Here is a 12,187-nt window from a genome sequence, read left to right on the forward strand (position 1 = left end):
ATGTTGATTGAAAGCTCGTCCTGATGACGGGCTTTTTTCTTTTTTACTGTACCTTCGCTGTATTTATAGTGGTAAAGAAGTATATAGGGGAAAGTATTCCCAAACGCACCTATTGTTCCCAAATTGAAACAATCCCGCAAAACCATCGCTTAACCTTGCAGCATAGAAAAACTGCGTTAGGATGTTTTAAAAGGCATTCTTATGAGGATACAAGCATGATAATCACTTCAACTGAATTTAAGAATAATGATTTTCTGAGCAAAGAGCAGGAATTCAATGAGTTTGGTGGTAATGGTGGTAATCGCTCACCTGAGCTTGTCTGGACAGATGCACCTGCCGGAACAAAAAGTTTTGCGGTCACGGTTTATGATCCTGATGCCCCAACGGGCAGTGGTTTCTGGCACTGGGTGGCATTTGATATTCCGTTGGAAATACAGGCTTTATCCCCAGATGCCGGACGGAGTGATGGCAGCAAATTACCGGCTGGCATCATTCAGAGCAGAAATGATTACGGGCAGTTTGGTTTCGGTGGAGCGTGTCCGCCAGAGGGAGATAAAGCCCATCGCTATATTTTCACGGTACATGCTATGTCAGTAGAAAAACTGGGTATTGACGCTGAAATAACCAATGCGGTCGCACGTTTTATGATCTACGCCAATAGTCTGGCAACCGCCACTATTACCGGTTATTACCAGCGTTAACTGATTCATTGTTTTCCGGTTTTAAGATCTTCAGTTTATAAAAAAAGGGTATCAATATATGAGCAGCAATTCTTTTTCTTCTCCAAAGAAAGTTCAATGGAATCAGGGATTACAACAGGAAGCCGTCGAGATCCTGTCTAATGATGGCGGAATGATTGTCTGCCCGACTAAAGTGGGTTACATCATTATGACTTCCGATGCGAAAGGGCTGGAGCGCAAATTTGAGGCTAAGCAGCGCAATCGTAATAAGCCCGGAGTTGTATTGTGTGGATCTCTGGAACAGTTGAAAGAGCTGGCTCAGCTTAACCCGGAAATTGAAGAGCTTTATCAGAAACACTGGGATGCAGATGTGTTATTGGGTTGTATCTTGCCGTGGAAAGAAGAAGCGGTTAATCGTATTCCCGATGATGGTTCCAAAGAGCTGATGATGGATGGTCGTGGTACAAGCTGTTTTGTCATTAAATTTGGTAAGCCCGGTGAAATTCTGGCGAAAGAGCTGTGGGAAAAATACGGTAAATTCTCTTTCGCCAGTTCGGCTAATCCATCAGGCAAAGGTAATCGTGGTTTGGTGGAGTGTATTGGTGAACGCATTGAGGAGCGTGCAGATCTGATTATTACTGCCAATGATTATGTGAAATCTATTCAGCCGAATGAGACTGAGCAAACCCGCTATGAGCAGGGTGTGATGATTTCAATGGTAGATGACAATGGTAAATTAGTACCGACACAAAATGGTCAGCGTGATATTACACCGTGCCCGGTATTGATCCGTAAGGGGCTGGATGTGCATAAGATTATGGTAATCATGTCTGATATTTTCACAACATGGGATTACCGTCACGGTAACTATTATTAATAATCGCTGCGGGTGCGGCACCGTACCCGCTCAAATTCCGGCGAATAAAGCCAGAAGAAACTAATTCTGTCCGGTTGGTCACACTGGCTTTGGCAAAAATATTACGCAGATGAGTTTTTACCGTAGAGAGAGAAATACTGAGCTGTAATGCTATGCGTTTATTACTCGCTCCTTCCCTGACCCACTGAATAATTTCCTGTTCTTTTGCGGTGAACGTGACCTGTGCATCGGGCAAAATATCAAAAGTCATTAATTCGGCCACAGGAATAATAGAGTGAAGTCTGATGATTTCCTGATGTTGAAACAGATAATCTCTGAAAACTGAAAGACCCGCGAGGATTTTATTCCCACGGCGGATAAAGATTTCGACTCTATCCGTTAAGTTATTGGGCTGCATAAAATCATGATAAAACTGTTGGCCACTCTCTTTCATATTGTCATTCATGCTGACAAGACGCTGTTCATTATTTCTGAAATTTTCCGGATGCAGCGGATCTAACTGACAAAAATACGCGACATATGCCTGATACACATCGGGTGTGATGCCATACAGGATACGGTGTTCGGGCTGCCACTTTTCATTAACGAGATAATAAACAGCGGCAGACACGGGAATGATGTGAGCAATGGTATTCAGGCAGCAATTAACCAGTGTCTGTTGATGATGGCTGAGTGGTGATGTATTCATTGATCGTACCTATCTGATCCAGTTGTGAATTTATCATGGCTTTTCTGATTATGAATACAAAATATACATATTAATAATGTGAGATTGATTGCATTATTAAAAACTTATTCTTTCATGTTTTATCTGCTTTTAGACTGACTTTGTACATATTGCCTTTTATTTATTAACATATTAATTGATTGTTTTTTCATTATCGCCTGATATTTCTTGAGTTACGGTATTTTTTATCTTTTTCTTTGGTACTTTTCGGCAAAAAACAGTATGAGATACCCCTTTTGGGTATCGTTCTTTAGAATGATGGCAACACTTTTCCCCTTATCCCTATAGTTAAATCACAGTCACCGTTCGTTTACAAAAAATTCACAATTAAACCGACTGTATCTCAGGGTAAAAGGGGGAAGAAAAATGAATATGTCCTCAAAGTTAATCTCACATATTGAGAAGGGTAAAGTCGGTTTTCCGACGACACTTGCCAGTTCTGTTGGTGTGATTATGGCAAGTCCGGTTATTTTAACCGTCACCAGCGGGTTCGGAATAGGGGGTGATACATTCGCTCTGGCTGTGTTTCTCAGCTTTATTGTGATGCAGGCTCAGTTAACAACGTTTGCTGAAGCTGCCGCGATTTTGCCTACTTCCGGCTCAGTATATGATTATATTTCTTGTGGTATGGGACGTTTCTGGGCAATAACCGGAGCACTTTCTGCCTATTTAATCGTGCATGTTTTTGCCGGTACTGCGGAAACCATTCTTTCCGGCATTATGGCATTGGTGAATTTTGAAAGCCTCAATACCGTGATGGAGAGCAATAATGCGTCCTGGATGGTTGGAGTAGGGCTAGTGATTACCTTTGGTCTACTTAATGCGTTTGGGATCGAGGCATTCAGTAGAGTGGAGATTGTACTGACGTTTGCCATGTGGAGTACGTTAGTGATCTTTAGTTTGTGTGGCCTGCTTATGCCATTTCACACTTCAGTTGATGGCTGGTTTGGTGAGCCGCTGAATATTGCTGAACCGACCGTGATATTAAGTTTGATCGGCATGGCGATGTTTATGTTTATGGGCTGTGAGCTGGTGACGCCAATGGCACCAGAAATTAAAAATTCAGCAACAGTCATCCCTCGTGCAATGGCAATCGGATTGTGTGGTGTCGCGTTCTGTATGTTTATGTACGGTGCTGCGATGACACATCAGGTGGAAAACGTCATTGTTGACCCAGCAAATAATGTCAGGTTACTGGAAACTCCGATGGCAATTCCGGCTTTTGCCGGTCAGGTCATGGGGGATTTTGGTAAATACTGGATTGGTTTTGGCCTGCTGCTGGCGGGAGCGGCAACGATTAATACGCTGATGGCTGCTGTTCCCCGTATTTTATACGGGATGGCACTTGACGGTACTTTACCCCGTATTTTCATCTACCTGCACCCAAGATTTAAAACGCCCGTATTTGGTATTTTAGTGGCTGTTTTGATCCCCTGTATCCATGCTTTTGCCATTCAGGGCGATTTGAATCGCATTATGCCGCTGGTATTGGCTGCGGTTTGTTCTTGGGGAACGGCTTATCTGTTAGTCACAATTTCTGTCATCCTGCTACGTATCCGTCGTCCTGACCTGCATCGTGCCTATAAATCACCGTTTTTCCCTTTACCGCAGATTATTTCCGGTGTGGGAATTGTCATCGCTCTTATTTACATTACGCCTCCGGGCATGGATAAAGCGGATGTTTATATTCCGTTTATGATAATGCTTGGTTTAACAGCGGCCTATGCACTGGTATGGACGATATTTGTTCAGAAAGTTAATCCATTTAAGCCTGTCGAGGTGGAAGACGTACTGTCTAAAACGTTCTCTGAAACTGAATTGAAGGAGATTAAACTTGAGCCATTACGCAGCCTCCGCTAAATCTTCTTTCTGGCAAAAGATCAATCAACAGCGCTTGCCTGCCGACTATCAGGCAGGCCTGACTCTTAATCGGCTGGAGCGTGATCTCCAGCCTTATGATTGTGAAAGGACGGAGCCGGGAGAGCTGATCGTCAGACCAGAAGACCAGTTGGCAATATGTGTCAGCGAAAGGGTGAAAAAGTTGTTTATGGCATTCATCGTTTATACGCGTTTTTCTGTTTCCGGTGTGATAGATCAACCTTTGAATGCCGATATACAGGTAAAGACGGGAGGTAGCCTGCGTAAAAAGCGGGTGAGATTCTGTTCAAAACAGGAAGATGGACTCAAATTGATTGAACAATTGGCGCAATATCCTGTGATTCGACAGACGTTAGAGGAACTGGATTTCCGGTCATGCAGCCTGCAAATCACGGAAGGAAAATGGTGTTGCGAAATTGAACATTTTGCTGCTTCTGAAATTGTCAGCCGGTTTCCGGCGACCCGCCGTTATCTGCGTTTAACATCAGAGCAGCGTCATCGTTTACTCAGTACGTTGCATCTGATCCATCAGCTTATGCTGCAAGGTATTGGCAAAAAGCCGTACACGTGAAGAGAGCGTTTCTTCAGATTTAAACAGGACCCAGGATTGATAGATATCCATGTCCCATTCGGGCAGAAGCCTTATCAGTTTTCCGGCGGTGACGGATTCATGGGTGATATAGTCCGGTAGGTAAGCAATACCCGCTCCAGCCAGCGCCGAACTCATTAATGCTACACTATTATTAATGCGAAAACGGCTGCGCACTTCAATATCAAATTTATTTCTCTCTTTCTGAAACGGAAGGGAGATAGTATGAGCAGGGCCGCGAAACAGCAGATAATCATAACGGGGAAGATCTTCTGGCCTCTCTATAGTCGGAAACTGGCTGAGATAGTCCGGAGTAGCGTAAAGCCCCCAGGTGATATCAATCAGGGGCATCACAAGTGGATGGTCTGGTGTTTCACGGCCTACCACAATGGCGATATCACATTGATCTTTTTCCATGTTAATGATCCTGTCGGTCAGTTCCAGATCGACGCTGACATGGATATTTCCGGCAACAAAATTGTTCAGGGCCGGAACAATGCATTGACTGCCGAAAGATACCGGTGCAATCAGGCGCAGGCTTCCCATCGGTTCTTCATGGAAATTACGGATAAAACGTTCGGCATTTTTGGCTTCATTCAGAATACGCTGACAATATTGGTAATAGCTCATTCCGACTTCTGTCACCTGAATCTTGCGTGTGGTTCGGTTGAGTAACTGAGTACCGAGCCTGATTTCTAACTGTGCGATTTCACGACTGACGGAAGACTTAGAAAGCCTTAATGATTTTGCCGCTTCGGTAAAGCTCAATGTCTCTACGACACGGGCAAAGATCACCATTGAGCTGAGATTCTCAATATTATTCATAAAGTAACCTGATGATTTACTCCGAAAAACGATAACATATCACAGGTTCTGTTCAGAAGGGCTTTATTTTCTGTAGAAATTTTTCATTTAACGAACGACTGTTCCATGACAGAAACAGTGAGCCGAACGGTGGCATTTTGCTGCGATAAAGAGTAATTATTTTATAACAATAACAAGCTGTTCTTTTTCAGCATGTCTAAATATTCTGGAGGGCAATGTGAGATGAACCAAACTATGACACAAAAGATTCTCGCTCGGGCGAGTGGGCGTAAACAGGTCACACCGGGCGAAGTGGTTTGGGCAAAAGTGGATATCCTGATGTCCCATGATCCCTGTGCCCCCGGCGTTGCCAGCGTATTTAAAAAAGAGTTTGGTCAGGATGCCAAGATCTGGGATCCGACCCGTTTTATTATGATCCCAGACCATTTTGTTTACTCTGCTGATCCGCAGGCTAACCAGAATATACGGGTAATGCGTGAATTTGCCGCAGAACAGAATGTTAAGTATTTCTATGATGTCGGAACCCCCAATTATAAAGGTGTTTGTCATATCGGATTGGCGGAGGGAGGCCATACTCGCCCCGGAGAAGTTTTATTGGGGACGGATTCTCATACTGTTACCGCCGGCGCATTCGGAACATTCGCGATTGGACTGGGGATTACTGATGCTGCTTATGCCATAGGAACGGGAGAAATTCCGCTGAAAGTTCCGAGTACCATTCGTGTGAATTTTACCGGCACGAAGCCAGCTCATGTTCTGGCTAAGGATATGATCCTGGCGGTATTGTCAGAACTGACAGTAGATGGCGCGACCTATCAGGCGATTGAATTCGGTGGCAATGTCATTGATGAATTATCTGTCGAAGAGCGTATGACGATTTGTAATATGGTCGTCGAGTGCGGTGCCAAAAATGGCATTATGGTACCGAATCAGGCAACGCTTGATTATCTGGCAGAGCGGAATGAGGTGCCGTTTGAGATTGTTTACCCGGATGAAGACGCCCAATATACCCGTGTATTAAATATTGATGTATCGGATATGCAGCCGAAGATAGCCAAACCGCATTCTCCGGATAATGTGGTTTCCATTGAAAAAGTTGCCAATGTTGCTATTTCTCAGGCCTATATCGGTTCCTGTACCGGCGGCAAGATTGAAGATTTCATCGCCGCTGCCCGTATTATAAAAGGCCATAAGGTTAAAATTCCGACTTACGCGGTACCAGCAACAAAAGAAGTATTCCATAAAACCATCACAACCCAGATTGAGGGCGTTTCTGTTTATCAGATTTTAACGGATGCGGGAGTGAAACTTTCTGCTGAAGCGGGTTGTGCTGCCTGTTGTGGAGGCCCATTGGATACTTTTGGTCGCGTTAATGATCCGATATCCGTGATATCCACGACTAACCGTAATTTCGTCGGAAGAATGGGGCATAAGCGCGCTAATATTTACCTTGCTTCACCGTACTCTGTTGCTGCGGCAGCAATTACTGGCCAGATCACTAATCCGGGAGAATTTTTATGAGTGATGTCGTTATGAATGATGCTGTTTTAAATGAACATAAGGAAAATATCATTCGTGGTCAGGTTTATGTTCTGGAGGATAATATTGATACTGACCAGATTCTGGCCGGGGAATATATCAAGGTAAATCCCTCGTCACCTGAAGGTTATGCTCAATTAGCGTCACTGGCGATGTGTGGATTACCTGAAGGGTCGCTGCCTTTTATCGATGAAGAAAAAGGTAAGGCGAAATATCCGATTATCGTTGCCGGGCAGAATTTTGGCTGTGGTTCTTCCCGTGAACATGCCGTCGTGGCACTGGGCGCTTCGGGTGTAAAAGCCATTCTGGCACAGTCTTATGCCCGGATATTTTTCCGCAATTGTGTCTCTACTGGTGAATTATTGCCTGTCGCCGCACAGGAACGCTTGTGTGACAGCTTAGTGACCGGTGACAGCATTGAGATCGATATTGAAAATCAGACCGTAACGATACTGAAAAGCGGTGAAAAATACCCGACCGATCCTGTCGGAGAACTGGCTAATATTGTTGCTGCTGGTGGGCTGTTCTCTTATGCGCGGGCAACCGGCCGGATAAAATAATATACCCGTCGTCTTTCAAATTGCCTCTTTGTTGCTCTTTTACCGCCGTGAAGCAACTGGAAATCCAGAAAATATGCCAGCAGATTATAAGCTGGCATATTTGTTTCGGCTTTCTTCATCCAACGATATAGGTCAATAACTGTTGTTGCGGCATCAGAACAAAATTTCCGTGAAACAGAGATCCGGCCTGATAATCATCAGTGAGTGTTTTCAGCAATTTTATGGTCACAGTGTGATGAATACAGTCAACTTCCACAATTTCTGCCGCATGGAAATCAAAAAATTGCTTCACATGGGGGTAAAGCGCTTTATAAAGACTTTCCTTGATGGAAAAGGCAAGTGTGAATGCCTGAATAAAAGTAAGCGGAGATTTTGCCAGTAATTCTTTCTCAGTTTCATTGATAATACTGGCTGAAACACTATCAATAGTTTCCTGTTTTATCTCTTTTTCGATATCAATCCCCACCCATTGATATTTATCACTTGAAGCCGCGAAAACAACAGCGCAGTTGGTTGAGTGAGAGATTGAGCCACAAATTCTTTCAGGCCAGATAGGAGAACGATCCTGAGCTGATTCCACCTGAAATTCAGGGTATCCCATGTTATTTAATATATTACAGGCACAGTAACGGGCAGCCAGATATTCCGCCCGACGTTTAGTGACAGCATTTCGCAATCGTTCAGGGTAGGTCACGCCATACTCAGTAAATAAATCATCCCGATAGCTGCCTTGAGTGAAATAAGCCAACATAATCTGGATATCTGGATGCCCTGATAGTAAGCCCTTTTGTATCGCAGTGAAAAAGGGGTCATTGATGGCAGTTGTCTGTACAGGGGTAAAAGTAATTTCTTTCATTATTGTTCATCGGAAATGTGGATAAAGACAATTTTGCCACATTTAGTTTTAGTTCACTAAATGGTTAACTCTTTTTATACTGTACTTCGACCAATAAGAACAGGGATCTGAAAACAGGGCGTATCTTATTGGTTGAATAACTGTTTGATTCAGTCCAATTTAAAAAAGAGGTAAATGTGGAAATATTAGTGACAGGTGGGATGGGATATATTGGTAGCCATACCTGCGTCCAGATGATTGAAGCAGGGATGACGCCGATTATTGTCGATAACCTGTGTAATGCCAGTCAGGAAGTTCTGGCCCGCATTGAAGCGCTGACGGGTATCAGGCCACTATTTTATCAGGGGGATATTCGTGATGAAGCCTTCCTTGATTCTGTTTTTTCCCGTCACTCTATAGCGTCCGTTATCCACTTTGCCGGTCTGAAAGCGGTTGGCGAATCAGTCGAAAAACCCCTTGAATATTATGATAATAATGTCAACGGTACATTAGTGTTAGTGCGCAGCATGCACAAAGCAGGAGTAAAAAGCATTATTTTCAGCTCATCGGCAACGGTATATGGCGATCCTGAAATTGTTCCGATTACTGAACAGTCTGCGGTAGGTAATACCACCAATCCTTACGGTACAAGTAAATATATGGTTGAGCGCTGCCTGTCTGATTTCCATCATGCGGAAAGTGACTGGTCAGTCGTATTATTACGTTATTTCAATCCGGTAGGCGCACATCCATCAGGTACGATGGGAGAAGATCCTCAGGGCATTCCTAATAATTTAATGCCATATATTGCTCAGGTAGCGGTAGGTCGTCGAGAAAAACTGTCTGTTTATGGCGATGATTATCCTACTCCGGATGGAACAGGCGTCCGCGATTATATCCATGTGATGGATCTGGCTGATGGTCATATTGCGGCACTGAATGCAGTCGGTAAAAAATCTGGTCTGCATATCTATAACTTGGGAACAGGAACAGGTACAAGCGTACTGGATATGGTGGCCGCATTCGGTCAGGCATGTGGTAAACCGGTTCCTTATGAAATTTGCCCTCGTCGCCCGGGCGATATTGCAGAATGCTGGTCAAGTCCTGAAAAAGCTGAGCGCGAACTGGGCTGGAAAGCAAGCCGCACTATTGTGGAAATGACCGAAGATGCATGGCGCTGGCAGTCTCAAAATCCTAATGGTTATAAAGCAGGATAATACGCACTTGGTGCTTTAATCGCATCATACAGACATAGCAGCTACACGGGCATAAAGGTATTTATGCCCATCGATTCATGTACCGTTCATGAGTACAGGGATTGACACCTGAATGAGCATTTAGGTTATGTCAAAAATGCAATTTAATCAGGCTGATTATCCACACAGGCGCTATAACCCTTTAACAGGGCAGTGGGTAATTATCTCACCACATAGGCTGAAACGACCGTGGATTGAGGTAGAGAAACCATTACAGCCTCCTGTATCTCCAGTTTACGATAAACAGTGTGCTCTATGCCCGAATAACACGCGTGCCTCAGGGGATATTAATCCTGATTATCAGGATATCTACGTATTTCAGAACGATTATTCAGCCTTATTGCCGGAAACTCCTGTTGTCGCCACTACTGACGATCCGCTGTTTATAAGTCAACCGGCAAGAGGAACCTGCTGCGTTATCTGCTTTTCACCAAACCACAGTAAAACCTTTCCTGAATTATCTCTGACAAATATCCGCCGTATTATTGATGTCTGGAACAGTCAAATAGAAGAACTTGGACAACGCTATATCTGGGTTCAGGTATTTGAGAATAAAGGGGAGATGATGGGGTGTTCCCAGCCTCATCCACACGGACAAATATGGGCCAGTGATTTTCTGCCTAATGAGCTGGTTCGCAAAGATGAGTTACTGAGGCAATATTATGATCAGCATGGCGCTAATTTATTACTGGATTATGCCAGAGCTGAACAGAAAAACGGTGTGCGCACAGTCGTGGATACCAAATACTGGCTGGCTGTTGTGCCTTATTGGGCGGTGTGGCCGTTTGAAACAATGTTGTTGCCGAAAAGCCCTATCCGGCGTATGAATGAACTGACAGAAGTGCAGCGTGAAGACCTGGCCGTTGCGATGAAAAAACTGACCAGCCGATACGATAACCTGTTCCAATGCTCCTTTCCTTATTCTATGGGCTGGCATTTCGCTCCTTTTTTTACCAATAAACAGGCCGATATTGAGCACTGGCAGTTACATGCGTTGTTTTATCCGCCATTATTGCGTTCTGCAACTATCCGTAAATTTTTAGTGGGTTATGAGATGCTGGCTGAATCCCAGCGCGATCTGACACCGGAACAGGCTGCACAACGGCTGCGGGATGTCAGTGATGTTCATTTCAGGAGTTGAAATCCCTGATACAGCATTTTACGAGGAGCGCGGTGATGAAGGCATTAATTCAAAAAGTCACTGAATCTTTTAATGTAGTTTTTCACTCTTCACCGACTCATTTTTTTCAGGCTCCCGGACGGGTGAATTTAATTGGCGAACATACCGACTATAACGAGGGGTTTGTCTTACCCTGTGCGATTGATTATCAGACGGTAGCTGCTGCTGCCAAACGCGATGATACGCTGATCCGGGTGATTGCTGTTGATTATCAAAATGATCGTGATGAATTCGATCTCTCTAAGCCGATCCCTTTTCATCAGGATAAAATGTGGGCGAATTATATCCGCGGTGTGGTGGTGATGTTGATCCAACATGGTTACTCATTTGGTGGAATGGATATCGCAATAAGCGGGAATATCCCACAGGGGGCGGGTCTCAGCTCTTCGGCATCGCTGGAAGTGGTTATCGGCCTGACCATCAACGTGCTTTATCAGCTCGGCATTAATCGGAAGTTGATTGCCGTTAATGGTCAGCAGGCCGAAAATCAATTTGTAGGTTGTAAATCCGGTGTCATGGATCAACTTATTTCAGCCTGCGGCGAAGAAGGTCACGCTTTGCTGATTGATTGCCGCACCCTTGAAATACAGGCTGTTCCGATGCCGGAAAATATCACTGTGATGATTATTAATTCCAATCGGCAGCGCGGTCTTGTAGACAGCGAATACAATATGCGGCGTCAGCAGTGCGAAGCAGCTGCCCGAATTCTCGGTGTCCGGGCATTGCGCGATGTCTCTATTCATGATTTCAATGCGAAGCAGAAACAATTGGATGCTGTGCTTGCCAAACGAGCCCGCCACGTTATTACTGAAAATGCCCGGACTCAGGCTGCTGTTGCTGCTTTAAGGTCAGGAGACTTATCCCGCCTCAGCCAGCTTATGGCTGAATCTCACTTCTCTATGCGTGACGATTTTGAAATTACCGTCCATGAAATAGATGTGTTGGTGGAGATTGTGAAAAATGTTATTGGAGATCGGGGAGGTGTCCGTATGACAGGTGGTGGTTTTGGCGGCTGTATCGTTGTATTGCTTCCCTCTGATTTGGAGAGCGATGTGAGACAGGCCATCGAAAGTGAATACCAGATAAAAACTGGCCTGCAAGCGTCTATTTACATTTGTCAGGCAAGCAGGGGGGCAAGCCAGTTGATAAATCAGGCATAAATGGCTGGCTTTTATTTTTGGTTAACTTATATTCAGGTTGAATCTGGGCATGAGTAAACATTTGTCTTATTTTTTTATAAA

12 protein-coding genes are annotated in these 12,187 nt (G+C 44.4%); 9 read left to right on the forward strand and 3 right to left on the reverse strand.

The window, feature by feature from the left end; translation table 11 throughout:
* The first annotated feature begins 215 nt into the window (after window positions 1-215).
* Window positions 216-701 (forward strand): YbhB/YbcL family Raf kinase inhibitor-like protein, encoded by a 486-nt coding sequence (locus Xsto_RS11240; RefSeq protein WP_099109944.1) that lies wholly within the window; start codon window positions 216-218, stop codon window positions 699-701.
* Window positions 702-759: 58 nt separating this feature from the next.
* On the forward strand, window positions 760-1,557 hold the full coding sequence (locus Xsto_RS11245; RefSeq protein WP_099125107.1) for an L-threonylcarbamoyladenylate synthase: 798 nt from the start codon (window positions 760-762) through the stop codon (window positions 1,555-1,557).
* Here Xsto_RS11245 and Xsto_RS11250 read toward each other — a convergent pair.
* On the reverse strand, window positions 1,520-2,245 hold the full coding sequence (locus Xsto_RS11250) for a helix-turn-helix transcriptional regulator (protein ID WP_099125108.1): 726 nt from the start codon (window positions 2,243-2,245) through the stop codon (window positions 1,520-1,522). The genes Xsto_RS11245 and Xsto_RS11250 overlap by 38 nt on opposite strands.
* Window positions 2,246-2,650: 405 nt before the next feature.
* Here Xsto_RS11250 and Xsto_RS11255 point away from each other — a divergent pair, with 405 nt between their 5' ends.
* Both Xsto_RS11255 and Xsto_RS11260 read left to right on the forward strand, forming a co-directional pair.
* Window positions 2,651-4,144, forward strand: a complete 1,494-nt coding sequence (locus Xsto_RS11255; protein WP_099109941.1) for an APC family permease — start codon at window positions 2,651-2,653, stop codon at window positions 4,142-4,144.
* Entirely contained in the window at window positions 4,119-4,733 is a 615-nt protein-coding gene (locus Xsto_RS11260; RefSeq protein ID WP_099109940.1) for a DUF3156 family protein, read from the forward strand. Before Xsto_RS11255 ends, Xsto_RS11260 begins: the two co-directional genes overlap by 26 nt.
* Here the strand turns inward: Xsto_RS11260 and Xsto_RS11265 are convergent.
* Window positions 4,665-5,576 (reverse strand): LysR family transcriptional regulator, encoded by a 912-nt coding sequence (locus tag Xsto_RS11265; RefSeq protein ID WP_099109939.1) that lies wholly within the window; start codon window positions 5,574-5,576, stop codon window positions 4,665-4,667. The genes Xsto_RS11260 and Xsto_RS11265 overlap by 69 nt on opposite strands.
* Window positions 5,577-5,798: 222 nt before the next feature.
* On the opposite strand from Xsto_RS11265, the gene Xsto_RS11270 reads away from it, so the two are divergent.
* On the forward strand, window positions 5,799-7,097 hold the full coding sequence (locus Xsto_RS11270) for a 3-isopropylmalate dehydratase large subunit (RefSeq protein ID WP_099125109.1): 1,299 nt from the start codon (window positions 5,799-5,801) through the stop codon (window positions 7,095-7,097).
* On the forward strand, window positions 7,094-7,675 hold the full coding sequence (locus tag Xsto_RS11275; protein WP_228859330.1) for a LeuD/DmdB family oxidoreductase small subunit: 582 nt from the start codon (window positions 7,094-7,096) through the stop codon (window positions 7,673-7,675). The genes Xsto_RS11270 and Xsto_RS11275 overlap by 4 nt, the downstream gene beginning before the upstream one ends.
* Before the next feature lie 115 nt (window positions 7,676-7,790).
* Here the strand turns inward: Xsto_RS11275 and Xsto_RS11280 are convergent, their stop codons facing one another.
* The gene (locus Xsto_RS11280; protein ID WP_099109937.1) at window positions 7,791-8,531 is read right to left on the reverse strand and encodes a 4'-phosphopantetheinyl transferase family protein; all 741 of its coding nucleotides are present in this window, start codon (window positions 8,529-8,531) and stop codon (window positions 7,791-7,793) included.
* Window positions 8,532-8,707: 176 nt separating this feature from the next.
* Between Xsto_RS11280 and galE the strand changes: the two genes are divergently transcribed.
* The 3 genes from galE (at window position 8,708) to galK (ending at window position 12,106) form a co-directional block, all read left to right on the forward strand.
* On the forward strand, window positions 8,708-9,727 hold the full coding sequence (gene galE, locus Xsto_RS11285) for a UDP-glucose 4-epimerase GalE (protein WP_099125110.1): 1,020 nt from the start codon (window positions 8,708-8,710) through the stop codon (window positions 9,725-9,727).
* A 127-nt stretch (window positions 9,728-9,854) separates the two neighbouring features.
* Window positions 9,855-10,907 (forward strand): UDP-glucose--hexose-1-phosphate uridylyltransferase, encoded by a 1,053-nt coding sequence (locus tag Xsto_RS11290; RefSeq protein ID WP_099109935.1) that lies wholly within the window; start codon window positions 9,855-9,857, stop codon window positions 10,905-10,907.
* A gap of 35 nt (window positions 10,908-10,942) precedes the next feature.
* Entirely contained in the window at window positions 10,943-12,106 is a 1,164-nt protein-coding gene (gene galK / locus Xsto_RS11295) for a galactokinase (RefSeq protein ID WP_099125111.1), read from the forward strand.
* Window positions 12,107-12,187 lie beyond the last annotated feature (81 nt).

The sequence above is a fragment of the Xenorhabdus stockiae genome, assembly GCF_002632825.1.
GTDB classification, from domain to species: domain Bacteria; phylum Pseudomonadota; class Gammaproteobacteria; order Enterobacterales; family Enterobacteriaceae; genus Xenorhabdus; species Xenorhabdus stockiae.

Bases quoted from the DNA above. Each gene is read 5' to 3' on its own strand.
- Xsto_RS11240 (WP_099109944.1), top strand. From the start codon at position 216: ATGATAATCACTTCAACTGAATTTAAGAATAATGATTTTCTGAGCAAA.
- Xsto_RS11245 (WP_099125107.1), top strand. From the start codon at position 760: ATGAGCAGCAATTCTTTTTCTTCTCCAAAGAAAGTTCAATGGAATCAG.
- Xsto_RS11250 (WP_099125108.1), bottom strand. From the start codon at position 2,245: ATGAATACATCACCACTCAGCCATCATCAACAGACACTGGTTAATTGC.
- Xsto_RS11255 (WP_099109941.1), top strand. From the start codon at position 2,651: ATGAATATGTCCTCAAAGTTAATCTCACATATTGAGAAGGGTAAAGTC.
- Xsto_RS11265 (WP_099109939.1), bottom strand. From the start codon at position 5,576: ATGAATAATATTGAGAATCTCAGCTCAATGGTGATCTTTGCCCGTGTC.
- Xsto_RS11270 (WP_099125109.1), top strand. From the start codon at position 5,799: ATGAACCAAACTATGACACAAAAGATTCTCGCTCGGGCGAGTGGGCGT.
- Xsto_RS11275 (WP_228859330.1), top strand. From the start codon at position 7,094: ATGAGTGATGTCGTTATGAATGATGCTGTTTTAAATGAACATAAGGAA.
- Xsto_RS11280 (WP_099109937.1), bottom strand. From the start codon at position 8,531: ATGAAAGAAATTACTTTTACCCCTGTACAGACAACTGCCATCAATGAC.
- Xsto_RS11290 (WP_099109935.1), top strand. From the start codon at position 9,855: ATGTCAAAAATGCAATTTAATCAGGCTGATTATCCACACAGGCGCTAT.
- galK (WP_099125111.1), top strand. From the start codon at position 10,943: ATGAAGGCATTAATTCAAAAAGTCACTGAATCTTTTAATGTAGTTTTT.